23 protein-coding genes and 4 pseudogenes are annotated in these 25279 nt (G+C 36.9%); 16 read left to right on the top strand and 11 right to left on the bottom strand.

The window, feature by feature from the left end; translation table 11 throughout:
- Positions 1–24: 24 nt before the first annotated feature.
- Positions 25–240 (top strand): annotated as a pseudogene (locus G622_RS27175) (Ig-like domain-containing protein); the annotation flags it as partial.
- Here the strand turns inward: G622_RS27175 and G622_RS0116425 are convergent.
- The 7 genes from G622_RS0116425 to G622_RS23335 form a co-directional block, all read right to left on the bottom strand.
- Entirely contained in the window at positions 195–1088 is an 894-nt protein-coding gene (locus G622_RS0116425) for a phosphatase PAP2 family protein (protein WP_044957916.1), read from the bottom strand. The pseudogene G622_RS27175 and the gene G622_RS0116425 sit on opposite strands and share 46 nt — an antisense overlap.
- A 50-nt stretch (positions 1089–1138) precedes the next feature.
- Positions 1139–1978 (bottom strand): response regulator, encoded by an 840-nt coding sequence (locus G622_RS0116420; protein ID WP_026511605.1) that lies wholly within the window; start codon positions 1976–1978, stop codon positions 1139–1141.
- Entirely contained in the window at positions 1979–3076 is a 1098-nt protein-coding gene (locus G622_RS0116415; protein WP_026511604.1) for a sensor histidine kinase, read from the bottom strand.
- Positions 3073–3825: a hypothetical protein gene (locus G622_RS0116410; protein WP_155831530.1), complete on the bottom strand. Its 753-nt coding sequence runs from the start codon at positions 3823–3825 to the stop codon at positions 3073–3075. The genes G622_RS0116415 and G622_RS0116410 overlap by 4 nt, the downstream gene beginning before the upstream one ends.
- Before the next feature lie 77 nt (positions 3826–3902).
- Positions 3903–4040 carry a hypothetical protein gene (locus G622_RS25915; protein WP_155831529.1) on the bottom strand — a complete coding sequence of 46 codons (138 nt, stop codon included), beginning with the start codon at positions 4038–4040 and terminating at the stop codon, positions 3903–3905.
- Between the two features lie 117 nt (positions 4041–4157).
- Entirely contained in the window at positions 4158–4598 is a 441-nt protein-coding gene (locus tag G622_RS0116405) for a hypothetical protein (RefSeq protein ID WP_026511602.1), read from the bottom strand.
- Positions 4599–4747: 149 nt separating this feature from the next.
- Positions 4748–5263, bottom strand: a complete 516-nt coding sequence (locus tag G622_RS23335) for an IS110 family transposase (RefSeq protein ID WP_049945915.1) — start codon at positions 5261–5263, stop codon at positions 4748–4750.
- A 41-nt stretch (positions 5264–5304) separates the two neighbouring features.
- Here G622_RS23335 and G622_RS26720 point away from each other — a divergent pair.
- The 4 genes and pseudogenes from G622_RS26720 to G622_RS0116385 all read left to right on the top strand — a co-directional run.
- Positions 5305–5469: pseudogene (locus G622_RS26720) on the top strand (Ig-like domain-containing protein); the annotation flags it as partial.
- A gap of 165 nt (positions 5470–5634) precedes the next feature.
- Positions 5635–6219: a leucine-rich repeat domain-containing protein gene (locus G622_RS23330; protein WP_256374528.1), complete on the top strand. Its 585-nt coding sequence runs from the start codon at positions 5635–5637 to the stop codon at positions 6217–6219.
- A gap of 228 nt (positions 6220–6447) precedes the next feature.
- Entirely contained in the window at positions 6448–6858 is a 411-nt protein-coding gene (locus tag G622_RS0116390) for a hypothetical protein (protein WP_026511601.1), read from the top strand.
- A 211-nt stretch (positions 6859–7069) separates the two neighbouring features.
- Positions 7070–11932, top strand: a complete 4863-nt coding sequence (locus G622_RS0116385) for an Ig-like domain-containing protein (RefSeq protein ID WP_026511600.1) — start codon at positions 7070–7072, stop codon at positions 11930–11932.
- Positions 11933–12055: 123 nt separating this feature from the next.
- Here the strand turns inward: G622_RS0116385 and G622_RS0116380 are convergent, their stop codons facing one another.
- From G622_RS0116380 to G622_RS23320, 4 genes and pseudogenes are all read right to left on the bottom strand, one after another.
- A complete protein-coding gene (locus G622_RS0116380; RefSeq protein ID WP_026511599.1) occupies positions 12056–12508 on the bottom strand; it encodes a hypothetical protein in 453 nt (150 codons plus the stop codon).
- Between the two features lie 114 nt (positions 12509–12622).
- Positions 12623–13395: pseudogene (locus G622_RS23325) on the bottom strand (IS256 family transposase); the annotation flags it as partial.
- 79 nt (positions 13396–13474) lie between these two features.
- Entirely contained in the window at positions 13475–14089 is a 615-nt protein-coding gene (locus G622_RS0116370) for a GNAT family N-acetyltransferase (protein ID WP_026511598.1), read from the bottom strand.
- A 104-nt stretch (positions 14090–14193) separates the two neighbouring features.
- Complete coding sequence (locus G622_RS23320; RefSeq protein ID WP_196814231.1) at positions 14194–14997, bottom strand: ATP-binding protein; 804 nt, start codon at positions 14995–14997, stop codon at positions 14194–14196.
- A gap of 93 nt (positions 14998–15090) precedes the next feature.
- On the opposite strand from G622_RS23320, the gene G622_RS25910 reads away from it, so the two are divergent.
- The 11 genes and pseudogenes from G622_RS25910 to G622_RS23310 all read left to right on the top strand — a co-directional run.
- Complete coding sequence (locus G622_RS25910; RefSeq protein WP_026511597.1) at positions 15091–15270, top strand: hypothetical protein; 180 nt, start codon at positions 15091–15093, stop codon at positions 15268–15270.
- A gap of 224 nt (positions 15271–15494) precedes the next feature.
- Positions 15495–16853 (top strand): exonuclease domain-containing protein, encoded by a 1359-nt coding sequence (locus tag G622_RS24850; protein ID WP_026511596.1) that lies wholly within the window; start codon positions 15495–15497, stop codon positions 16851–16853.
- A gap of 104 nt (positions 16854–16957) precedes the next feature.
- The gene (locus tag G622_RS0116340) at positions 16958–17149 is read left to right on the top strand and encodes a hypothetical protein (RefSeq protein WP_026511595.1); all 192 of its coding nucleotides are present in this window, start codon (positions 16958–16960) and stop codon (positions 17147–17149) included.
- A gap of 14 nt (positions 17150–17163) precedes the next feature.
- The gene (locus G622_RS0116335) at positions 17164–17619 is read left to right on the top strand and encodes a hypothetical protein (RefSeq protein WP_026511594.1); all 456 of its coding nucleotides are present in this window, start codon (positions 17164–17166) and stop codon (positions 17617–17619) included.
- Positions 17620–17665: 46 nt separating this feature from the next.
- Positions 17666–18415, top strand: a complete 750-nt coding sequence (locus G622_RS0116330; protein ID WP_026511593.1) for a hypothetical protein — start codon at positions 17666–17668, stop codon at positions 18413–18415.
- 78 nt (positions 18416–18493) lie between these two features.
- Positions 18494–18703 carry a hypothetical protein gene (locus G622_RS0116325; RefSeq protein ID WP_026511592.1) on the top strand — a complete coding sequence of 70 codons (210 nt, stop codon included), beginning with the start codon at positions 18494–18496 and terminating at the stop codon, positions 18701–18703.
- 144 nt (positions 18704–18847) lie between these two features.
- On the top strand, positions 18848–19231 hold the full coding sequence (locus G622_RS0116315) for a hypothetical protein (protein WP_026511591.1): 384 nt from the start codon (positions 18848–18850) through the stop codon (positions 19229–19231).
- A 45-nt stretch (positions 19232–19276) separates the two neighbouring features.
- Entirely contained in the window at positions 19277–20485 is a 1209-nt protein-coding gene (locus G622_RS0116310) for a DUF6273 domain-containing protein (RefSeq protein WP_026511590.1), read from the top strand.
- A gap of 239 nt (positions 20486–20724) precedes the next feature.
- The gene (locus G622_RS0116305; RefSeq protein WP_049945913.1) at positions 20725–22446 is read left to right on the top strand and encodes a Swt1 family HEPN domain-containing protein; all 1722 of its coding nucleotides are present in this window, start codon (positions 20725–20727) and stop codon (positions 22444–22446) included.
- 23 nt (positions 22447–22469) lie between these two features.
- A complete protein-coding gene (locus tag G622_RS0116300; protein WP_196814230.1) occupies positions 22470–24965 on the top strand; it encodes a DNA-directed RNA polymerase subunit alpha C-terminal domain-containing protein in 2496 nt (831 codons plus the stop codon).
- Positions 24966–25069: 104 nt separating this feature from the next.
- A pseudogene (locus tag G622_RS23310) lies at positions 25070–25279 on the top strand (IS4 family transposase); the annotation flags it as partial.

The raw sequence follows: 25279 nt of genomic DNA, 5'->3' as shown, positions 1-25279 counted from the left end.
AGGCAAAAAGTAAACGTTAATAAGCTTAAATTTAAAGTGGATAATTCTTATTATGCTAAAGTAAATAAAAAGGGTGTAATTACAGCTAAAAAATCAGGCAAGGTAAAAATCTACGTTACATTAAAGAATAGTAATAAAAAATGTAATGTAACTTTGAAAATAAAGGCTCCTGTATCCTTTTCACATCTACATAATCACGATTTCGCCACCTTCATGAATGCCGTACTTATCACGCTATAAATCAGATATGTGATGAGTGTTCCAAAACATACATCAGTCAAAAAATGATTAGTCATATGAATACGGTTATAGCCATAGACAATTACAAATATGCAGGCGATCACAAAAGCTACTATGTTCTTTCTTTCGCTTCTGTTTTTAAATACATCAGTCAGCATCGGAAGGGCAAACATCATACTGGCTATGGTCATGTTTCCACTGGGCCAGCTCTTGTAGCTGTCATCACTTCCCGCCAGGTTAGGTACCATCTGCCACCAGTTCCTGAATTCACTCATAGGATCATCAAGAGTTATCAGATATTTGTATCTGGGTCTTGAACCAACCTGCTTAAGCCACAGATTTACATTATCAGCTGCAATACCGGCTACAATGATGGCAGCTCCTACAGCAATAAGCTTATCCGGATCCGCATCGTCAAGTAGCCTTACTACCACAAAAGGCACCCATCCATAAAGCACTGCCCAGAACAGCCAGCTGAGAATAGACAGAAACGGTGAACTTTCACCTGCTGTATAGTTAAAAAGAGCTCTTACAGTTTTTCCGTTGTAACTGTTTGAATAATATACAGCCATAAACCAGCACAAAATAACAAGCACCCATGCCAGCATGTTATATTTCTCACCTTTTTTCTTTAGTCCCACAAAAAAACATGCTCCGGCAGCCGGATACAGACAGTAAGAAAAGTAGGAACCGTATGTTGCAAAAAAAGCTCCAATATCAGTTTTATTGGCAAGTGCCACATTGATGTTAAAATCCCATACCGAACCAATAATTATACCAAGAATACAGACAATAACTACGCTCCAAAAGAATTTCATTGGCATTGTCATAATCTTTTTCTCTTCCATAGCCCTGATCCTTTCTGCTCATACGCTAATCTTTCAGATTTCACATTTTTCTATTCTATCGATGACTCTTCATTAAAATCCTGCTTATGCCGATTAAGCTCAGCTCTTGTTTCTTCAGCAAAAGAATATTGAATCATGTATTTACCATTAAAAGCATGGGTTACTCCCGGATCACCCTCCAGAAACCTGTAATAATCACAGTCCACCTTAGAAATATCAATTCCTACACCCACACGGTCTTTATGTCGTATAATGTCCTCTATACCAACTGAGGCAAACGTATCCCTCAGATCCTTAACATATTTTCTTATTCTTGCCTTGGTCTGTTGATTAGCCGGTTCATCCGGCCAGAGGCAACCAATCATTGTATCATTAGAACACATAGCTCCATGTCGATCCACCAGACAGGCAAGAAGTTCCTTACTCTTGGAATAAGAAAAGTCTACCGGAACTCCGTTATGGAAAACCTCAAAAGTACCAAAACATCTGATTCTAACCTTTCCCCCTGGCTTTCCCTCTTCCTTATTCTCCTGTTCAAATCTCAGCACTGACAGTTGATGCTCCACTGCGCCTTCGGTTATAGGTTTAAGCAAGTACCCGCTTGCGTCCAGTTCAAAAGCTTCTATGGCATATTCCTTATGTCCTGTGATAATGACAATGTTAAGCTTTGGGTAAATCTGCCTAAGCCTTCGTCCCAGGTCAAGGCCATTAACCTCCCCCGGCATTTCAACATCAAGAAATGCTACATCAACTTGTCGGTCTTTTATCTGTCTAAGTGCCTCTTCAGGACTTGTGGCACCTATATGTGTTCCTTTCGGATCAAGTTTTCGCAATATCGAAAGCAATAGTTTGACCGTCAGTTCGCGGTCATCTACAGTGAGCGTGTACATTTACTTCCTCCCCTTTTGTGGAATCATTATTACCACCTTTGTTCCCTGACTATCTGAACTGATTGACAAGCTCCCATCACATAGTGCCTGAAGGCGTTTCTTTGTATTACTGATACCAATTCCTTTTTTCTGCTTCTGAGCATCAGTCAGGTCCACATGTTCAGGTCCATTATCAGTAATAACAATCTGAATATAATCACCCAACATATCCGTAGACATAAACACTTTTCCAGTACCATCGCGATGCACAAGTGCTCCATGCTTTACCGCATTTTCTACCAAGGTTTGAACACATAATGGTGGTACGGAAAAATCCCTGACATTAAGCTCATAATCAAAAGAAAAACTCTGTGACGGATCGGCATGCTCCAATGCTACGTACTGATGAATATGTCGCATCTCTTCGTCAAAGGGTATCAAGCCCTCACAGGAAAGCGCATCAATATTGCCCCTAAGATACCCTGCCAGATTATCAATGCTTTCTTCTGCAGCCTCCGGATCTGTACGACATAATGTTTTAATGGAAGACAACGTATTAAAAACAAAATGAGGCTGCATCTGAATTGCCATCTGAGCCGCCCTGGATAACTCAAGCTTTCTCTCTTTCTCTTCAAGCCGCTCCTGCGTATCTATAAGGTTCATATAGTAGATCAGATTAAGTGAAACAGACCATGCAACAGAGTATAAATGCAGTTTAGGGAGAAAAAGAGATATGCAGAAAGCAAATATCATTGGAATTACCATGCATGCTATCTGCCTTACCGGAATATCACATCCATGAGGAATTGTTAGATTACTATTCTCATCGCAAAATATACTTACTGCTATTATCGCAACAGAAAAATATATAAAAATTCGCGACATTGCGTCACATACAATCTCAACCTGCTTCGCATCGGCAAAAAATATACATAGGTTCCCTATCAGATTGATAAATAAGACATAGTAATGGACCGCCATGGCATATATAAGAAATCGCCCTCTAAGATTATTCTTTTCGCCGATATTTTTCTTAACATATGCCGGTATCAGAAGAAGCAGCAGGATCAATATACCGCAGCTGTCCAGTATCAAATTGCAAGCTATTATTGCATTCATGATATGACCTCTTCAGAGATAACAGAAACTATCCTTGCTACTTCCCTGGCACATAAACATCCCCGTAAATATGCTATAAACGTATATATCCAGACAAAAACCATAAAAACAAAAACGACTACTGTGACCCCCAACGGCATTTCCGGAGCAAAATGGTCAGCTAGAATTACGATTCCGAGTATAGGAAAAGAAATAGCAACTCTCATAGAGAGGGTCTGATTTCGATACACTGCCACTTCCTCTCCTATGCTGCGAAGCACATCCATGTTTCCACGAAGCAACATAAATAAAGAGGCTCCAAGGACTATCTTTATCAGAAAATCTATAACTGCATACAGCGATTCAGACCATGCATAGAAGTCCCCTTCACCGGTTATCAAAGATACTATTTTAATTGTAAGTGCAATTGCATTTACCAGGATCAGCGTAAGAAAGCCTCTTCTGGAATTATTATACGAGGCAGAAAGTTTTAATACCTCATCGAGTCCGCTTATAACAAGTAAATAGCAAAGCGCTGACCCACAGTACCTGAAGATTTCAATTACATAGAGAAACTTTGTAGTCACGCTGGAATACTGCGTCACGCTGCTCATAGTAATCTCACTTGCAGCATACCCGTCATCAATCATCTGATAATTGAGGAGCTGCCCAAACAACAATATTAATAAAGGACTTACCATCATAATAATAATATCAAATAGCAGCCCTTTATGTATTCGCCTAAAATTCGATGCCACTAAACCTTTCAAAAGAATCACCTCTATGATCTAATTATCATAGTACAATTGTACAACATTGACACTTTAAATCGTCAATCATTTAGTATTTAGTTATTGTGGATGCGCCACCGTAGTCTGATACCATCATCAGTGTCCTGTTTAGGTACCTTCTGCCTTTCAACTATGGTTCTTGGCATATCATTCCAGCCTCGAAGGACTGCTTTTTCTGTCAATCTGATATACATTTCCCCGTTCCTAGGTTTAAATATCGAATCTTTAGTAAAACACAGGGCGTTTCCCCTATGTATTAATTCCACATCTGGTAAACGCCCATTTTTGTCATCATTAATTGTTACACAATATTACCCATTTAATTTCTTTATCGTATTGGCAGCTATAAAGATCAGTATAGAAAGTGCAACACCAACTATTGCACCGGCAACACCTTTTGTATCATCTCCAATGCTTGATATGAGAGTTACAATACTGCCTATAACTCCCAAAATTGCAAATATCCATGCCGGCATGATTTTGGCGTTGTCCTTTGAAGCCCTAACTGAGAACCATCCCTCAAGAATCTCAACTATACTGGATATCAATAAAATTATACCAACAATAAGAGATGTCGCCCCCATACCAACTGCAGCTGCTGCTTCCTCTTCGCCAGGTGCTACATCAGCAACAGCGCCAAGAGCACGTGCTCCTATGATAAGTACGATTCCCGCAATCACACCGAGAATTCCAAAGATCAAAGTGATAATACCCGTTACTTTTAATATCTTATTACTGGTTTCAATACTCATGATGCTTTCCTCCTTAAATGGTGCTTTCTGCAAGCTTCTTTAATATAGAGTGTATAGAACCAAGCGTTCCGTATGTGTGAATAAATGTAAAGATTTTGACTACTTATTGTAAAATTTTTATAAAATCAAAAAATCCTCAAATACTATTGTTAAGCTCCAACTCCAAGTTTATTAAGCAGCTCGTCAACTCTTTTCTTCCATCCACCTCTAAAAAACTCACATGCGACCATATCTTTACCTAAATAGTCATCAGGAGTTGTATTCAAGGCCACGGCCCGGCAGCCTCCGCAACACATTTCTGGTCTGATGATATCCTTTCGGAACTTTTCTTCATCAAAGTCACATCCTGTCTGTAGTACTACATAGAACACTCTGATAGCCTTACATGCAACTGCTATCTTTGCCTGCATTCCTCCAAGAGGATTTCTTGTTCTGTTCCTGTAGTAAAGGAACACGTCTTGGAACGCAGGATTCCAGTTCATCAGTGCACGCGCAGATTCATACATTGTTCTTCGTAACTTTCTTCTGCCCCTCTTACTGATTCTTGGCTGTCCTTTTTTCTTACCAGAGCTCTTTTTGACTATCTCTAGTCCTACGAGCTTCTGTATCTGCTTTGGATCGGTGAAACGTCCGATATCACCAACCTCTGCTATAAAGCCAATCACAGTACTCATCCCTCTCTGTAAAGGCATCATCACTTACGTTTTCAGAAAAGGATATAAGTCTTAATCAGGGACAATCACACAGACTCATTGCAACTGTTCTGCCTGATAATACAAGCGATAAAAGTATTGAGTGGGAATCTAGCAATCCATTAGTTGCTTTTGTATCAAATGATGGAACTGTGACAGGAATAAGCAGCGGTAGTACTACAATATGGGCATATAATAGAGTAAATGGAGCATATGTAAGTGATTGCTGCGATGTAAAAGTAAATGCGGCTGTAAATGAGAGTGGATCAGCAGGAGCAAACATAACATACACAGTTACTGGTTATGAGAATGACCTCATACTTTCATTCTATGGCTATGGAAATATGAGAAATTATGATGGTAATTCCCCAGTACCGTGGGATAAACATAAGGATCAGATTACGAGAATTAATGTAGGAGCAGGTATTACATCCATTGGAGACTATGCATTTGGATTTATGGATAAACTTGTAGATGTTTCTTTGCCTAATACTATTACTAGGATTGGTGACTGTGCTTTTACAATGAATGATAGTTTGGCAACAGTAGGAATTCCATCTTCTGTAACATCTATAGGGAATAAAGCATTTTGGGATAGCGATGGATTGACATCGATTACTCTTACGGCAAATCTTACTCATATTGAAGGAGATACTTTTTTGATGTGCGCAAACCTGACAACAGCTACCATATTTTGCGATATAAGTAGTTTGCCAAGTGGGATGTTTGGTTACTGTAAAAATCTTATTAGAGTGAGAATTCCTGCAGTATCCAGAATTGAGTATGGAGTTTTTACTAATTGTCCTAATCTAACGACTATTTATTATGGTGGTACACAGAAACAGTGGAATAATATGGTTGTAGAAAGCTACAATGGTCATTGTCAGGGCAAACTATCATATTTAATTCATAACATATATTTAGAATGAGCGGCATTGTGGTATTCACCATGATGTCGTTTTTACATTAGCATACCATTCGACCAGGCATTTTTATCGCCCTTGATAATTGATAAAATTAGACTGTAGGCTTATTGGAGAAAAAAGGAATATGCATTCTATGGATGTAACTCTCTTACTGAGATCATTGGTGGAAGCGGTCTTAATGAAGTATGCGCTTCAGCATTTACTGCTACTGCTCCATATAGTGCGACAAATATGCTTGATACTTCCTTAAGAACAAGTTCATCAGAGCTCGAAGATTATTACTGGGCTGGTTCAAACAGAAGACTGGGAATTACAGGAACATATACAGTTTCCTTGCCGGCTCTTGTTGAACTTTCCTACAACGAAAATGGATATTGTGCAGAAATGCCAGTTGCAGTTGATGTGTCATACCTTGAATCAGGAGATAAAGTATCTGTTACAGCAGATAATGGGATTTCCCTTACAGGTTCAAACGGAAATACAATTACTGTTGCAACATCCCAGGATAAAACAGTGTGGGATAGCGATAATGCAAGTGATGGCATGGTGTCAATCATCGGAACTGCTTCTGATGAAGTGGATGGAGAGACATTCTCAGGCACACTTACACTTACGATATCATCTGAAAAATCTTTCTCATAATAATCTACAGAGATGCCGTCAGCTCAAAATGCTGGCGGTATTTCTTTGTGTAGTATCGGAGTCATATGTAAGAAAACAATTTTCAAAGTCCCAGTGATTCGATAACAAGTATAGAAATAATTGAGAGGAATAATCGCTGATTTTGTTTGTTATTAGTTAGTATATACATGCTATAATTTAAGAAACTAACAATGTCTTTTGGGGGAATAATATGAATATAAGAAAAGTCTTGGGGATTATTCTGTCTACAGCTATGCTTACTTCAAACATGGTTTCTTATGCTGCGGTTGATGAACCGTTGGCTTCTGAAGAAAATTCAATAATGTCAGAAAAAACTGAAGATGAAACGCAATCAGGACCTACTGATGATAGTACTGAAAAATCCGACGAAAAACAAAATGAAACAGCTGATGTTCCCGCTTCTGATGAAACTGAAGATGATTCAGACAACGCACCTGCACCGGAATACAGTGAAGAAGCTACTGAACCAATTGTTTCTGAAACTCAGGATAGTTCAGACAGCACAACCGCGCCTGAAAGTGACGAGGATGCCAATGATGTTTCAGCAGATAATTCTGAAGAGGAAATAAATATAGATAATAATGATCCAGAAGACCCTCAAAATACAGATAACGAGGAACAGGTTGTCAATGAAGAAAATAAGGAAGAAGTATCTGAGCAGGAACAATCAGAAGAAACCGTAACAGAAATATCTACAACCACGGAAAACCTTGAAATAGTAGTAAAGGGAGATAATCTGTCTGGAATAACTGTTCAGGCTAAAGAAATAGAGCTTTCTGATGAGATATTTGCTGATTATGGGGAGCAAAGTAAGAGTGTAACGATATTACAGGCGGTTGATATTATACTTCTTGACGAAGAGGGCAATGAATGGCAACCAATAGAATATGGTAAGACGGTTAATGTAGAGATAAAGGGAATTAGTCTGCCTGATAGTAATGAAGATATAAGCGTTGTCAGGATAGATGATGATGTCATAGAAGGAAGAGAAAAAGCAAACGAAGACAATATAGAAGTAGTAATTTCAGAAGTATTAGAGGAAACCGAAAGTGTTGAATTTGAGGCTGAGCACTTTACTGTTTATGCAGTATTAAACAATGGGCCATCCATAACTTTTTCGGGAGGAGAAGGAACAAAAGATAATCCTTATATAATTGTAACTCCCGATGATTTTTATAATATTAGAAACAATCTCGGTTCATATTTTGTTCTTGCTAATGATATTAGCTTAAGTGGTTATACAAGCTGGTCTCCAATTGGAAATGCTGATACTCCGTTTACGGGCAATATTAATGGTAATGGGCATGTTATATCAGGATTGACTTTTTCAACGGGATCTTTACAGTCATCTACTTCAAACGCAAACAGTTATGATGTGGGATTGTTTGGCTGTATTGGTAATAAAGTTCACATAGAGAATCTTAAATTGTCAGATGTAAACAGTGTTTTTACTACTGATAAAAAGGTCTCATTTGGTGCTTTAATTGGAAGATTATCTGTCGCCAATGTATCAGATGTTGTAATACAGAATTGCAGTGTTTCTGGTAATATTCAGATTACAATTACTGATCAGAAGAATTCAAGTTCAGATATTGGAGGACTTATCGGGTATATATATACTGGATGTTCGATAATTAACTGTGTCAATAGGTGTCCAATAAATGTCAGTTCAACAAATAGTACTTCTTATGGGATATATGTAGGAGGTATATCTGGAACATCCAATACAGAATTTAATAAGTGCATAAACTATGGAAATATTGAGTGTCATACTTCAAGAGGAGTAGATGCTGGTGGAATTACAGGTGGTGCCTTATATTCAAATATTTATGAATGCACTAATTATGGAGATATATATGCTCAAAACTCATATACGGGGTCATTATGGAATTATTGGGGATTTTGTGATGTTGGAGGAATAGCTGGGCATACAGGGAGTGAAATAAATGAGTGTCGAAATTACGGAAACATATCTTCTGTTGGCAATGAAAAAAATAATAAGCCCTTTGCAGGAGGAATTTGTGGTTACAGGAGGGAGTATGCTCAAAATACGATCGAAAATAATATAAATTACTGTTCAGATATAGTTGCCAGTGAAGAATATTCTGGAAGAATTTGTGGATATATGGTTGGTGGAGGTGGCTTACAAAATAATTACTCTATAGCAACCACCAAGATTAATGGAGTAGCACCTTCAAATGAAATAGGTGTTAACGACAGAAATGGCGCTGATCTTAATTCAATAACCAAAGTAGGAGTAATAAAACTGGTAGATTCGTGGTCACTTGTTTTTACAAATGGAGAAACGTACAGTTTTCAGGAAGACAATAATAGTTCAAACCAGAAATTAATTGATAAGGCAAATAAACTGATAGGGAGAAAAGTCAGATTAACCTTACAAAATGAATTGATAATATCGATTGAAGACTTTTCTTCAACAAATTCCTATGGATCTACCAATAGTAATCAATTGTCAAAAGAAAAAATAGTGCAGAAGGAATTAGAAAACTATGATAAATCAATCTCTGATTATCTAAAAACTTTATCAGACTCTGCAAAAGATGATTATAAAAAGACTAATAGTAAAACAACCAGTGTTGGAAAATCACTAAGAGCTATTGATGAGTCAGATAATACAACAAGAATGATAATGATGACAGCTAATACCCCTTCTGATGCTGTCGACGCAGTCTACGAAATTTTAGCGCAATACTTTGGTGAATGTGTTACTACTGCATCAAATCTGGGTAAAATCAGTCTGTCTGATAATGCTGTGCAAATAGATGCCAAAATAGTAAAAAAAGTAGTTAATAATATGAACATAAAGGAATACACGGGGCGGTATGGCAAATATAGAGTTAAATTTAATACAATAGGATATGGTTCATCATATGCAGGAAGCGTTACGGTTTACGGACCTTCTTATAAACAATATATGGGGACAATTACATCTGGATACAAAGAGAGCGCAGCTGTAATGACTAGATATGTCAATGAGGTATCCGATTTGGCTAAAAATACTTATAGAGAAGCACTTTTAGCTGTTGTTGAGGAATTTGCTTCAAACACTTATATTGGAGAGTTTACACAGGATGAAATTAATAGTTTTATAAGTAGCAGACAGTCTATACTAGAAGCAAAAGGATACGGAAATCTTTCAAATACATTGGGAGTAATGAAAAAGAGCTTTGACAAACTCTATAAGTTATTTAAAGCTGAGGATGAGGATGTCTTTACTACAGAATTAAAAGATGGACAGAAGTATTATGATGCTCTTAAATCATATGATCTGGTGGATGAAAACGTATCAATAAAGAAATTAAAAGATAAAATAGACAAGGTAAAGTATGCCAAATCAAATCTTGAAAACGCATTATTTGATTATCTTTATGATAACAATCTATATCACGAATCATTATGGAATAAAATAAAAAAAGTGTTTATCAATTGCCCAGTTGATGTAACGGTAACTGACGCAGAAGGGAATATACTTGCATATACTTCCGATGATATTGCTTATGTGAATGATAGAGTAAATATAGAAGTAAATGGAGACCAAAAAATCATATATATTCCAAATGATGGAGAGGAATACACTATCAAAATTGATGCTACTGACGATGGTATCATGAACTATACTGTTGAGGAAATTAATAATTTTGAAGTGGTTGGACGCTTGAATTATTACGGGATAGAATTAATATCAGGTAAAAGCTTTTCGCAGACGCTTGATGATAATTGGAATGAATCTGTAAATGATTTTCCAATAGTCGGTGATAACACTATCCTAGCAAGTGAATACATCAAGGCATCAGATGAAAATGCATGCTTTAATATAACATATAACAAAACAGGGGAAGGAACTGTCTTGGGAAGTGGGAAGTATCCCAAAGGCGATCCTGTGACATTAATAGCCTGCCCAGACGAAGGATATACATTCGACGGATGGTATGATGGAGATTATTTATTAGAAACTGATTCAGTGTATAGATTTGCGGCATGCAACGATATTTGTGTCTCCGCTAAATTTAGGAATATACCCTTAAAAGATACCACAAAAACTATAGTTCTAAATGGGATATATGATGAATTTGCAGATGTAAGTGTATATAAGTCTTCAGGGGAACTGTCGAACTTGTGTATTTCTGCTTTTGGAGCAGATAATCTAGCTGTTTTAAACAGCATCACGATAAAACATTTTGATAAAGATAAAAAAATAATATCTGATGAAACTAACAATAGTCAGATTGAAGAAAATGCGTTGTTTTGGTTGTATGATAAAAATTTGAGCAATTCAATATCGGAATTGTACGATTCTAGTGAAACATTAATAGCAACTATTTACAACGGAGATATCCCCACAAATGAACCAGGAACAGATCCTTCAAATGGGGAAGGAGAGCAAGGTGATCCAGGTGGAAATGAATCAGGGAATGATTCACACCAAGAAAGCCCTTCAAATAATAATGAAGAACAAAGTAAACCAGGAGGGGGAGAGTCGGAATCTGAAACAAAACAGGAAGACTCCTCAAATAATTCTAAGCTGGTTAACACCATTTCACTCAATTATTCAAAATTGACATTGGGCAAAGGTGGAAAGTTTACTCTTCAAGCAACTCTATCACCAGATGGCAGTACTACATTAACATGGAAGAGTAGTAACACAAAAGTTGCAACTGTAAATAAAAATGGAACAATTACAGCAAAGAAAAAGGGAAATTGTAATATCACGGTGTCAACTACGGATGGTAAAGTGTCAGCAACATGCAAACTTACTGTGAAAAAGGATCCCATCAAGGTTAAGAAGGCATCTGTGAATAAAAAGAAAGTCACGCTGAAAAAGGGAAAGAGTTATTCCCTGGTGGCAGGCTTTAAACCCTTCAATGCAACTATTAAGAGTATTTCGTATAAAACAAGTAATAAGAAAATAGCTACCGTTTCAAAAAAAGGAGTTATTAAAGGGAAAAAGAAGGGAACTTGTACCATAACAGTAACGGTTAAGGATAAAGCCGGTAAGAGTAAGACGGCTAAATGTAAAGTAACAGTGAAATAGTGAGAAAAACACTGCTGATGGGAGGTAATCTCGTCAGCAGTGTTTCTTAAGAGCAGGTGGCTTAAGGTTGCCAAGAGTTACCAGATCGTAACACCTGATACATATCCAGAATGAGTATCGTTATTATAAAAGATATAACCCTGAGCAACACATTTTCCGGCATTTGTATGTGCATATGGTATTAGGCTGTATTTCATCATCTACTAATAACCGAATGTATTTGTCTAATTCAGTGCGGAATCTTTCAGATTTTATCCTGTTGGCAACAGCATTCCCAGGTTTTCTGGAAGTATCTACGTCACCATTTTCAATGAAAGACTTGATCAGGTTTACAACGCGGATTCTTTGCCGCTGTTTTAAAACTGAAAATTCACCAGTATATACATTATTACAGTCTTTCAGATATTCACTGAATAGCTTATCAGTGGGCTCTTGGATATCTAAGCTTTGCGCCAACTTATTAAGTACATTAAATTTTCGCCTATATCGGCGAATAGTTTCTTCGCTATACTCTTTTTCTCTCAATGACTTCAAAGTTTTTCGGAGTATTTCCTGGATTTTAGTTTCATTATGCATAGAAATATACCTCCTTAAGGCAAGTATATATCATGCAAAAATTTATGCCGATATTTTTCTGAATGAGTAGTAATCATCAGTAGTTTCAGTAAATATCGGCATAATTATTTTATCGGTATAAGTCGTGTAAAAGGCAGTTCTTACATCCATCGAGAACTTGAAAATCGGGGTGATTACATCCCAGTTGTCGTGCCAGCGATTCATTGCATGAGGATAAAGAGGTTGCCAGTTCTTGGCTACTTCATCTAAGCGCTTGAGAGCAGATTTTTCATCAGCAGCGGTATAAATTGTCTTAAGATCTTTAGCAAAGGCTTTCATGTCCTTATTGGCAACATACTTGAGAGTATTTCTTACCATGTGGACAATACAGCGCTGATGCTCTGTGCTAGGAAAAGCAGCCTGAATAGCTTCTTTAAGCCCTGTGAGACCATCTGAACAAAGGATAAGGATATCCTGCACTCCACGGTTTTTTAGGCTGTTTAAAACACTAAGCCAGTACTTGCTGCTTTCATTTTCTCCAATCTCAATGGAAAGAACCTCTTTCATTCCATCTTCGTTAATTCCTAAAACTATGTATGCAGCAAGTTTGCTGACAATTCCGTCATTGCGGACAGAAAAGTGAATAGCATCAATGAAAACAATGGGATAAACAGCAGATAATGGGCGATTTTGCCAATCTTCAATCTGAGGCATCATCTTATCAGTGATGTCCGAAACCATGCCTTCACTTATCTCAAAGCCATAGATTGACTCAATCATTTCAGATATCTGAGTAGTGGTCATTCCCACTTGGCATACATTGCAATAGCCTGATCTTCAATTCCGGAAATATCTTTCTGCCTTTTTTTTACCACAGTAGGCTCGAATGTACTATTGTTAGCGTCGGGGGACTTTGACCATTCAGCATCGGACTATTTTGACCAATAATCATCGATTCCAAATAGCCAATGGTGGTTAATCCCCTTTTTATGTTGTTACTACATGCCAAATAACCGGATTAACAAATCCGCAGGATTTGTATAATGTATAAGGATTACTTTTATTAGCCACACGTCCTGACACAGTGACAAAATCTGCCTTATTTTCCAGTCTTATCAGCAATTTGCATACTATGTATTTACTTAATCCCAGTTTTCGATAATCGGATGAAACTTGTATCCATTCCAAGACACCTTCTCCAATACGGGTATCCAACTCGGCAATACCGGTCGCGACTATCTTTTTACTGTCTGATTCAATTACAGAAACCCATAAATCATGATCATAAACCGGATGTGATTTGTATGCTAACATTTCTTTAATCGACATGTGTTCATGCTCGTAGCAGGAATTTATGTGTTCTGCGTAAGATTTCTCTTCACATTGAACAAGTTCAAATCTGTCAGGAAGAACTGCTTCTTTAAGATTTTTTAAATCATGTATAAGTCTAAAATACTGATCATCAAAGCCATCATATTTACAGTTGGAAAACTCATCATCCCGCAATACTTTCATATGTTCCGGAATGTTTATCGTTTCTGCTTTCCAAAATGGCAATGATGAGGCTTTGCATGGATCTGCAAGATATTCTTTGGCGTTCATCGAAATGCTCCTAAAGTCTGGTTATATATAAATAAACTCTGCTCCGAATTGTACCATAAATAAAGCAGATACTGTTTTTAAAGCCAGCACATCATGCAAAAATGTTACTTTGTCTTTACCGCTTGCTGCTTACTTCTGCTGGTCTCTATGGCTATGGTTTCCAGCTTTCTGCCCCTATAGCTTTCCCCTTTTATCATGAATACTGTGGCATCATCAAAAATACGATCAAGTGCACATAGAAGAGAAGAATCTTCACTGAAGAACTCGCCCCACTTATCAGGGCTCTTGTTACTCGCAAAGATCATAGTGTTTGGACCTTCTTTATTGTATCTTCGGTCAACCATGTCAAAAAACATACGGGTACTTTCTTTATTGAACACACATTTTCCTATCTCATCAATGATGAGGCATGATGGTTTGACAAGTCCGTTAATTGTAGATTCTTCGTGCCCGAATTTAACAGCATCCACAAATTTCTGGTTCAGCTCCGTGGCTTTAATGAAGTAGGATTTTAGACGGTTATTACAGCATTCCCTTCCATATGCCATTGCAAGGTGTGTTTTGCCCACTCCCTGAGGTCCTATAAAAGCAAGGTTTTTTCTTGCATATACAGCACTCAGAGATTTCAGGTTTTTCAGTGCATCCATCTGTTTGCCATGGATTATCGTGTAATCAAAGCTTTCAAAAGTTTTCGGCTCCTTTAATGGAAGGCGGCTCATTTTCAGCAATGTCGCTATGATGGTCTCATTCTTCTGCTTGCAGAGGTGGCTAAGTACTTTGTCTACTGCCTCAAGCTCTTCAGGGCTCATGTTCTCGGAATCTATGAAGCCCGGAAGATTTGATGCATAAGTACCTATCTTTAGTTCATCCGCATGTGAAAAGATGCTTTCAATCAGAGATTCACTCATTCCACAGTCCATCCCCAAAGTTGTATTTTGAGAATCCCGGATCCGGCTCTGACTCCCTGGTTTCAAGCTCAAACATCTTGGCGGTTACCGGCATTGATGGATGTTCTTCAGGCTGTGAAATGGCATCATGTATGTCAGCAAGCAGATGTGGGGGCAGTAGCTATCTCTGTTGGTATGTCTTTTGGGGCATTCCTCATAACTTTTGCTGCAGTTGCTGTTGGAATGGCACTTGAGGGGATTGGTGACAAAATAGGAGAAATAATTGCTTCATGACTGGAGAAGTGGTGAAAATATAAAATATCAAGAGTTGGAATTTGTTTATAAAGGTTTAATAATTTTCAAACGTAATGCAACGATATCCGAAATTAAATGATGATATAATGATATGCGAAAGGGGACTAGAGCTTCCTTTCTTTTTTAGATGGAAAAGATTATGAAGTAAGTGCAAATAAAGAAATGAACTGGTTTTGGATATAAGATTTTTTTTGGAGGCAACATTGGAAAATATTTCTACATTAAGTGCGGATAATATCGTTGTAAAGGCAGAGCAGACACCTGGTCAAGTTAGTTTTTATAATTTTGATGAAATAAAGCAATATATGGACAAAGGACTATCTGTATATAAGACTACTGAATATACAGTGAATAACCTGAAACAGGCCGAGCATGATCTTAAAGAACTCAAGGCAATTAAGAAAAAACTTACAGATAAGAAAAAAGAACTTGAAACAGCTTATACCATGCCAATTGAAGTAGTAAAGAAACAACTGGAAGAGCTGATTGATATGGTAAAGGTTCCACTCAATGCCATAGATAGCTTGATTAAGGAGAACGCCAAAGCTGCCAAAGAACAAGAGATAATGCAATATGCAACATCACATGCATCAGTGCTTGGAGAAAATGCGGATAAGATAATTGGAAGCACTGCTTTTTTTAATCAGAGGTGGCTAAATGCAACATATAAAACAAAAGATTGGCAAGCAGATATAGATACAATCATAAAGGATGCTTCTGATGCTTTAGAAACTATAGAGAGTGTTGGTGGAGAACAAAAATCAGCATTAAGGGCTTTTTATTTTGATAAATTATCTTTAGATGGTGCGGACAAGTTTTTAAAGGAAGCAGCTTCAGATACCAGTGAAGCGGATATCGCTACTGTGGAAGATGAGGATGCTGTTATTGGATATAAGACGTTAAAAATATATGGCACAGAAAGACAAATAAGGCAGGTAATGACGCAATTGGTTCTTTCTGATATTGATTTTGAAGAGATTGAGGATGGAATGCCCAAAGATATGGACGAGATTACCAATCCTGACTTTTCTACCTTTGTGTGTTTTGATATAGAACATACAGGAACTTATGGCATTAACAAAGGAGATGCCGAATCGGAAATAATTGAGATAGGGGCAGTTAAGTTTGTTGATGGGCAGCTTGTTGAAAAGTTTGATATGTTGGCAAATCCTGGCAGGAAAATTGTTCCACGTATTGCTAAACTGACACATATTACTGATGAAATGGTGGCAAATGAACCACCGGTAGATGATGTTATTCGTAAGTTCAAGGAGTTTGTCGGCGATAGTATCTTGATTGGCCATAATATAAAGAGCTGTGATATTCCTCATATTTCAAGAGCTGCCAAGCGCGCAGGAGTTTCTTTTGAAAACAAATATCTTGATACTAAGGTTCTGGCAAAGAAAATCAAGGATAAGAAGGGATGGGACAGCTTAAAACTCCCCTATTTGTCTGAGTACTACGGTATAAGCCAGCAGGAGGCACATAGGGCATGGTGTGATGCTGAAGCGAATGCCTATGTTTATCTTAAACTTATGAACGAACTAGGCGGCAAATTATGAGCCAGTATAATTCTAGATTGCTTGTTATGGTAAATGGAGCATCTGTTTGGAAGAAATTAGAAATATATTGAATTGTAAAATAACTTTACTAGGGGGCTGACATTATGAGTGTATCTGATTACGATAGTGAAAAGCTCAAAAGCGCAATTGAAAGTGAATTATTAGGGGCATATTTCGGAGGAGGATATGGAGCTGCCCTTGTTGAGACTCCTGATTTGGATAGAATGACAGAAAAGGAACTGATAGAAACAGCAAAAATGCTTGGTATCGATGTTTCCAAATATAAACAAAATTAAGCGGGATGGTACAGATGATGGCTGTTGATAATAACCAAAAGTACAGAAATTATAAGGAACAAATTGGAAGGCTTAATAAAGCTATTAAGTATGGTTTCCTCATAGAAGCGGTTGCTATAGAATACGCTATAATGGAAGACAGACTTGAATCGGTGTTAATACATGAGGGTGTATTTAATCACGATAAACACGGGACTTTAGTCAGGAAGCTAAATCGCATACGAGAATTACAGCGGAGAAAGGGGAGTTTGGAAAACAAATATTTATCCGTGGAACTTTTGGATTCTATCGCCTCTTGGAAAGATGAACGTAATGCACTTATACATGCTTTATTAAAACAAAATATTTCTACGCAGGAACTGTCTGATACAGCGGCAAGAGGGAATGATATTGTTAAGCAGCTTACTAGCAAGGTTACCTCAATAAGGAGAAAATTGGAGAAAGACAACTCAAAGAGGACTGAAAGGTAGAGAGGTATATCGTTAATAATATGCAAGTATGATTAAGGAGGCTTTAATGATGAAGAAACAACAGTTTTATATTTCTGAGGACAAAAAATTTTTTTATTCAGCGGAGAGCCGAGATATGTATAATACTGCGCTGAGCTCTAGCGATGAACCATTAAAAAGTATCAAAGCAGAGAAGGACATTCTATTTAATAACGCTTCTCTTTATGTCTATAGAAAAAATGATGAAGTAATTGATTACAAAGACGGAGAATTAAGCATATACGAATCAGGTCCCCTTTGGAACGGGACGGTTCATGTAAGATATTTTTGTAATATTGATTTAGCTAAAGACTATCAATCGAAATCACAAAATATCTGTGACAAGTTTGTGAATTATAATAAAAACTTACTTCCTCAGCTTACTCTTAGCAGTACTACTATTACTAAAAAGTATAAAGAAGCCATGCAGGAAATGGGATGGATTATGTGGAAGGATGAGAAACCACAGATAGGGGATGTTATTATATTTAACAAGCAGCTGGTTGATATTAGTAGAATGGACGATTGTATTTCTTTGCAGCATTTTAATGGGAAGAAATTTGATAATGGGTATATATATATCTCTGATGTATTAGCATGGAAAAATGCTCCGTCCGATTATCCTGGAAGCCCCGTTGGTTATTGGGATGAATTTTGCCAAGAAAACAATCTAATCCAAGAGAAACTTGAGGGATATAGGAAATATCATTTTGCTACAGGTGAAAAAGGATCAACTGGAATAGAATATGACGAAGGTGTCGAGGAGACTGAAGTATAAATAGTGCATACATAATAAACCACAGTGGCGCCTATAATCTGCCGAAACTGTGGATTGTTATGTTGTATGAGGATTGGAATGGTGGCGGAAAAGATGGTTAATGAAAGTAACCAAATTGATATAGATAAGCTTAGAAAAGATATGAGAGAAGAGAGCCTTGGTGCATATTTGGGAGGTGGTTTTGGGGCAGCACTAATAGAATCTTTTGATGTTGATAACGCATCGGATGATGAACTGATAAAAATGGCTCAGATTAAAGGGATTAGACAATATTATTACAAGAAATAGCATTGTGTATTATATAGATATGACTTAAGGAGTCGGTTTTATGGAAATGTATCTTGGAGAGATTAGTGGAGAAAACGGAGCATTGACGATTAATGGTGTCGTCATTCATCGTAATCTTACGAAGGGTAAGTTAAAAAAGGCTGAGTGGAATTAAGTGATGAGGTGCAGGATTCTAATAATCCAAACACTTCTACTTTTTTCTTGAAGAGAACTGTAAAGCTGTTTGATGAAGATATGGTAGTTCAGTTATCGTATGAAGGTATGGTATTAAAGATGATAACCGCTGAGCCCGCTGAATTATTTAATAAAAGAAATATGATTAAAATGACAGGCGGTAACATGGATGAGCAGATGATTTCGAGCGCATTCAATAGGTTGAAAACTTCGCTTAAAAATGTCATGAACAAAGAAGGAGAGTCTATAGAGGAAGATAACGTTCACTATTATCTTTATGAAAGAGAAGAATTTGGAATTATGGTAGTGAATGATACTAATATTGATAGGGTATCCTTGGTGATTGCATATTAATTTACTTGAACGGGAGACATATTTTTATTAATTGGAGGTAGATCCGTGGCAAAAAAGAACAAAATTATGTTTGCATTGATGAATGTGTTAATACAAGGCAAGGCTGTATCCATTCAGAATGCTCTGTCAAAACTTGATTCTGATTCATATGAACTAAAGGAGTTTTCCTATCACCCTGATAAAGTAGACGAAAAGGATAATACAATAGTAAAAACAGGGGTTGTATTTAATACTTTATTTGAAGATTTTATTTCACCAGAGGATATACCATTTGCAAATATGCCAGAAATAAAGTTCATTGGACTTGGAAATGGAGGCGATGGTTCACGTTCAGACGGAACATATGTCTTTTTTAAAGATTATGGGGATATAGGCATTTCGGATTATTTCAAGTTTTCTAATGTTAATCCCCAAATGGAGGAGTTTGAAGGCCAATGGGATGTTCTTGAAAAGGTGCACAATTCTTTCATGGATCGAGAATGGCAATATAAATATGAGGATTATTCATGTGGAGAATATTGTCCATGGGAGTTCAAAGGTGAAAAAGCCAGGGAACTTATAAATAAATGGGAAAGTCTGGAAAAAGATAACTTCAGTGCCGTTCCTTTGAGTAGAGAAGCGACTTCGAAATCAGCTTCTAAGCCAAAAAAAACTAATGAAATTAAAATTGATTCTTTAAAGAGTCTTAGTATCGGAGATTCTTTTTATTTTGGTAGATATCCACAAAAAAGTAAAAATAAATTAGAGCCGATAGAATGGATTATATTAGAAAAAAATTCTTCAGCAATTCTGCTTATTAGTAAGTATGTGCTTGATAACCAACCTTTCCATGAATGTAAGAAGTCAACTCCATGGGGTGAGAGCCTTATTAGAGAATGGCTTGAAAATACTTTTATACCCAAGGCATTTGATGAGGAAGAACAAAAATTTATTGTGCCAACCAAGATAGTAGAACCAGATAATGTAGGTACCAAATATACTTCACAGGATAGAGTTTTTTTACTTTCAGAAAAAGAAGTTAAAAAGTACTTGGCTGATTCTGAGTATAAGACAACTATAGGAACTCGTTATGCGGATAATTGTCATTGGGGGTTGCGCTCTTATAAGAAAGGGGCTGAAAGTTTTCAATATTGTACATCAATGAGTGGAAGAATTATGAGTAATAAATTTGGAGATGAGTCGGAATCATTCCATCATAATTATAATTGTACACTTGGAGTGCGCCCAGCAATGTGGATAAAGATAAATATATAAATATCAGCTGCAGACATGTATAACTGTTGAAAAGTACAAAATCGAATATTCCGTGGGTGAATAATGAGGATTGGAAATTTTTAAGAGACTTGTACAACAAAGAAAAAGCGGTGTCAAAAACGTGGATTATAAGTCAATTAGCGATAGCGATGATTTGTGCAATATATGATATAATCAGAACAAATGGGGACCATGCGTTCCCATTTTTATTTAAAAATACAACTTAAGGAAGTATTAAAATGCAAGAAAATTTTGAACTGGTACAACGAGGATTTAGAATCCTGGTGTCATCGATGTCAGGTTATATAGGTCAGGAGTTAAATAAAACATATAAGAATAATTGGTGGAATGAAGTTCTTACAACTCTTTATGACCAGCGTGATTTACCTAGTGGCGGAAACTATGGTGATTTGGTGGATTCACTTGACATAGCTAATTGTATTAGGCTACTTGATCGCAGATGGCATGATGTGTTTAGGAATGTCCTGCCTCAGAACTGCCGAACCTGGGCAAGAGAATTGATGGGAGTTCGTAATATTGTAGCGCATATTGGCCAGCAAGACCTGGAACAACCCATGGCTGAGCGTGCATTAGATACGATGGCGCTTCTTTGCAAGGAAATGGATTCCGAAGGGGCAGAAGAAATCCGTGAAATATATAGAAGCGTAAGAGCAAGAGCGGGTGAGCAACCGATACAGGTTGAGTTTTCGGGTCTGGCACAGCCTGCATCCGATTCCAAACGTGGGGCGTTAACGGAGGGAAGTCTATTACAGCTTGTTGATACTGAAATAGTTCAGAAAACAACGTTAACTAGAAAGGTAACATATGGGGGAAAGACAGTAGTTTACCCAGTTTACCGTGTAAGGTTGGATTATCTTTACTATAATGACCAAAATGATCGTATCTCAACATGGATCACCCGTTATGAATCTGAAAATGGAACAGAGTCTCTCAGCGATCTTAATGTAGATATTTACAACAGGATAATTGAAAATTTTATCTGTGAAAGTAATCCGGAGGCTATTAAGAAAACTCAAAAGAATATTGCTTTGGTAGGGCAGCGCGAACCAGGGGTTACATTGGCAGATGGGCGTATTGTGGATGGTAATCGCAGATATACGTGCCTGCGCAAAATACAGAGAGAGACGTCTGAGCCGATTTATTTTGAAACTGTCATCATGGATATGGATATCCGAGAGGACAAGAAGCAGATAAAACTACTTGAGCTTGCTATTCAGCACGGAGAAGAAAAGAAAGTTGATTACGATCTAATAGATTATGCTGTTGGAACATATAGGGATGTTGTGCAGACAAAGCTACTCACAGTTGAAGAATATGCTACGAGTACGAATGAAGCTGTCGCTGATGTAAAAAAAAGAATAGAGATTGCTGGTGTAATATGTGAATTTCTTGATTATCTTAAATTGCCCGAGCAATATCATGTTGCAAGGGAATATCAGGTATATAGCTTATTCCAGGAAATGATGGCACCTTTGAGGCAGTTGGATGATGATGGTAAGCAGCAGCTAAAAAGAATTGCATTTAATAATGCTATGATGAAAGCTATTCCCGATCAGAGAAAATTTATACGAGATATAAAAGGGCTAATAAAGAATGGTACCTATAATACATACTTTGAAGAACAGCAAGAGTTAGGAAAAATAATCAAAGAAAAATTCGATCAGATTGTGGTGCATGCAAAAGAAGATGTAGACAAATTTGCTGAAGAAAATATCTCTATTGGGGATGAACTTCAGTTATCCATGGAAAGGGCTTTGTTGAAATCCCGTTCGCAGCTACTACGAAATAAGCCTTCGGAAAATGTTTCAAAAAGCATTGCGCTTTTGACAGATGTAGATTCCCGCCTTTTTAGCAAGATGGATGTTGAAGATAAGGAAGAGCTAAAGGCTGGGCTCGATGAATTAGCTAATATTGTTGATAGTTTTAGAAAGATGCTTTAAAGGTAAGAAATATGGATGTAAATATGATATCTATTGATACGATAGGATTGTCTGTTCGTTCAATAAATGCACTTCATCGCGCTGATATACATACAGTGGGAGACATGCTTGAATGTAACGAAGATTCGTTGAACGAAATCAGAAATCTCGGGAAGAAATCAATAGATGAAATTTTGCAGAAAATAGAAGAATATCAGGAAAAAGCTAATGCGAGCGACATAAATGCAGATAATATGGATGATAATGAAGAGGTTATAATTCCTGAAGATTTCAACGCATGGCTACTTAAAGATGATAATAGACAGCTTATAATAGACTGGCTTAAGGAAAAAGATATTAAGACGGAAATGCTGGAACTATTATCTGCAAGAGCCTTTAATCTGTTGATGTTTAACGGGTATAACTACGTTTATCAGATTGCATTTATGCCTGGCGACAAATTAATAGAAATACCAAGGATGGATATGGCATCAGCTACAGAAATTGAAAGGGTTACTACCAGCTTTATTCGTGCTCTAGAGAGCAAATTCTTTCAGGAGTTGTCAGAAAAGAAAAAAGCAGCTGCTGTGAAGAAGAAATCAATTTTTGAAATACTCTATATCCCGGAATACCATGATGCTATTCTTGCATATGTAAAGGCTAATAATATTTCTATTGAAAAAATGGTCTTATCAAATCGTCCGAAAAACCGGCTTATAAGTAATGGATATAACGAATTAAGCGACGTGTTGTTTTTGACAAGGTCAGAAATGATGAGAATTCCTGCCATGGGTGCGGGATCAGTTGATGAGATAGTTAGTGTAATAAACAATTATCTTACAGAAAATGAAAAAAGAATGATGGCAGTAATCAGTGGAGATGAGTCAGCTATTTGGGATGATACTGCCATTCGAAATATGGTTTTAAATCAGTACAAGGATATACCGTTTAAGGGGTTAAGCCTAAATGAAATGCTGGAGAGGCTCTGCTTACCAGAACATATAACGGTTGAACGACTAAAAAAAATAATTGGACAGCTTATTGCTGAAAAGAAATTAGAATATGTGGATTATAGGTGCTACAGGGTTTATTCGAAATTTGAAGATTATTTAGAAACATGCTCAGATATTGGAGATAGGGAAAGAGATTTTATAAATAAGCGTTTAAATGGTTTAACGTTGGAGGCTATTGCGCAGGAATATGGACTAACACGAGAACGTGTAAGGCAGTTAGTAAAACGAAGTATTGAGAATGTTCGTAATATATATTCTTCTGAAATAGGTATATCTCTGTTTGATGAAGACTATTATCGATATTTATATGAAACATATTCATTTGAGAAAAAGGACGGAACTGAATGGTTAGGTATCCCAACATATGTATGGAATTATCTAGCACTAAATGATATAAAACCTGGTAAAAAGGATCTTCTCTATGCTCTCGAAGATGTAAAAGGTTTAGATGCAGGATTGCGTCTGAAGATAAAGAACTATCTCAACCGTAACAAGCTCTTTATTGATGGTAAGTGGATTGAAAAAAAGAGAGCAGACCTTGAACAGGTTGTAGTAAGAAAATTCTGCAAAGAAGATGTTACTTTCAACGAGTTTTATCATATTTATAATGAATTCCTTGAGCAGGAAGACATACCATATGATGAGGGTATTTACTATACCGAGGCTGTTTTAAGATCAAGAAAAAATCATCTTGCTGATAGTAGGTTTTTACTATGGAAACAAAATGAACAGATCAGGTATTACGACATAGATGGCCGTGATTATTCAGAACTATTTGATGTATTAAATCTTGATTCATATGAGAATATTGAGCTTTCTACTTTGAAGTTTGTAAGAGATTATCCGGATATCATGAAAAAATACGATATACGGGACCAATATGAATTGCATAACTTACTTAGAAAGATTGTTCCAGATGGGAGTTTTCATGATTTTCATTGCTGTCGAATGCCAGATATTAGGTTTGGGACATTTGATCGTGATTCTGCTATCCTTGAAATACTCATTGACAGTGCACCAATAAATATGAAGGATTTAGCTGAACTTGTTAGCGAGGAATATGGATATGATCCAACTGTAGTAATGGCCAATTACCTTCAGAGTCTTACACCATATTATCATCAGGGTATTTATTCAATTGATCAAAAGATGATGAGTCAGGAAAATAGAGACTCTTTGAAGATAATTTTGACGGATGATTTCTATTATATAGATGAAATTAAGAAAATATATGGGAAAATGGCTCCGGATGCAGATGCCGATGAAATTAATCCATATAATCTGAAACTAATGGGGTTTGCTGTTTTTTCCAGATATGCTATTCAGAACCATTCTTCTGCTGAGGCTTTTTTCTATAACCTGCTTACAAAAGAAGATATGATGGATATATCAGAGTACAGAAAGCGCTTTGCTTATTTACAAGTGTTTTATCAAACGCTCCTGGGATTAAAGAGAGACCTGGAAGTAGTAGAGTTTGAGCCAAATCAGATAATTAACTTAAACTTCGCACATAAAAAAGTGCTTTAGAACCTTGATAATTCAATAAGAACTGGCATTTTTAAAGGCGTGAAACCTCTGCATTTGGTATAATTTAAGTACCACCAAAAACCATCCCAAAGGAGACTCACGCCTTGTCTAAAATTATATCACAGAACGACTACGATTCTAAGCAGATTACTGATTCTATCAGATACTTTTTTGAACGTTTTCATTTATCAGCTGTTCTCAAAGCATCCAATGCAAAGAAGTCGAAAGGCGTCACACCGCTCCAGATCGTGAGTTATGCCTTTGCTTTGGTTTTTAGAAACAAATCTATGTACATGGACATGGTTCTCGGAAAT

Source organism: Butyrivibrio sp. LC3010 (assembly GCF_000424385.1).
In the GTDB taxonomy this organism is placed as follows: Bacteria; Bacillota; Clostridia; order Lachnospirales; family Lachnospiraceae; genus Butyrivibrio.
The sequence above is the reverse complement of the archived record's forward strand: the minus strand, read 5'-3'. Positions and strand labels throughout refer to the sequence as shown.

Bases quoted from the DNA above. Each gene is read 5' to 3' on its own strand.
- G622_RS0116425 (WP_044957916.1), bottom strand. From the start codon at position 1,088: ATGGAAGAGAAAAAGATTATGACAATGCCAATGAAATTCTTTTGGAGC.
- G622_RS0116420 (WP_026511605.1), bottom strand. From the start codon at position 1,978: ATGTACACGCTCACTGTAGATGACCGCGAACTGACGGTCAAACTATTG.
- G622_RS0116415 (WP_026511604.1), bottom strand. From the start codon at position 3,076: ATGAATGCAATAATAGCTTGCAATTTGATACTGGACAGCTGCGGTATA.
- G622_RS25915 (WP_155831529.1), bottom strand. From the start codon at position 4,040: ATGTATATCAGATTGACAGAAAAAGCAGTCCTTCGAGGCTGGAATGAT.
- G622_RS0116405 (WP_026511602.1), bottom strand. From the start codon at position 4,598: ATGAGTATTGAAACCAGTAATAAGATATTAAAAGTAACGGGTATTATC.
- G622_RS23330 (WP_256374528.1), top strand. From the start codon at position 5,635: ATGAGAAATTATGATGGTAATTCCCCAGTACCGTGGGATAAACATAAG.
- G622_RS0116390 (WP_026511601.1), top strand. From the start codon at position 6,448: ATGCTTGATACTTCCTTAAGAACAAGTTCATCAGAGCTCGAAGATTAT.
- G622_RS0116385 (WP_026511600.1), top strand. From the start codon at position 7,070: ATGAATATAAGAAAAGTCTTGGGGATTATTCTGTCTACAGCTATGCTT.
- G622_RS0116380 (WP_026511599.1), bottom strand. From the start codon at position 12,508: ATGCATAATGAAACTAAAATCCAGGAAATACTCCGAAAAACTTTGAAG.
- G622_RS0116370 (WP_026511598.1), bottom strand. From the start codon at position 14,089: ATGAACGCCAAAGAATATCTTGCAGATCCATGCAAAGCCTCATCATTG.
- G622_RS23320 (WP_196814231.1), bottom strand. From the start codon at position 14,997: ATGAGTGAATCTCTGATTGAAAGCATCTTTTCACATGCGGATGAACTA.
- G622_RS0116340 (WP_026511595.1), top strand. From the start codon at position 16,958: ATGAGTGTATCTGATTACGATAGTGAAAAGCTCAAAAGCGCAATTGAA.
- G622_RS0116335 (WP_026511594.1), top strand. From the start codon at position 17,164: ATGATGGCTGTTGATAATAACCAAAAGTACAGAAATTATAAGGAACAA.
- G622_RS0116330 (WP_026511593.1), top strand. From the start codon at position 17,666: ATGATGAAGAAACAACAGTTTTATATTTCTGAGGACAAAAAATTTTTT.
- G622_RS0116325 (WP_026511592.1), top strand. From the start codon at position 18,494: ATGGTGGCGGAAAAGATGGTTAATGAAAGTAACCAAATTGATATAGAT.
- G622_RS0116305 (WP_049945913.1), top strand. From the start codon at position 20,725: ATGCAAGAAAATTTTGAACTGGTACAACGAGGATTTAGAATCCTGGTG.
- G622_RS0116300 (WP_196814230.1), top strand. From the start codon at position 22,470: ATGATATCTATTGATACGATAGGATTGTCTGTTCGTTCAATAAATGCA.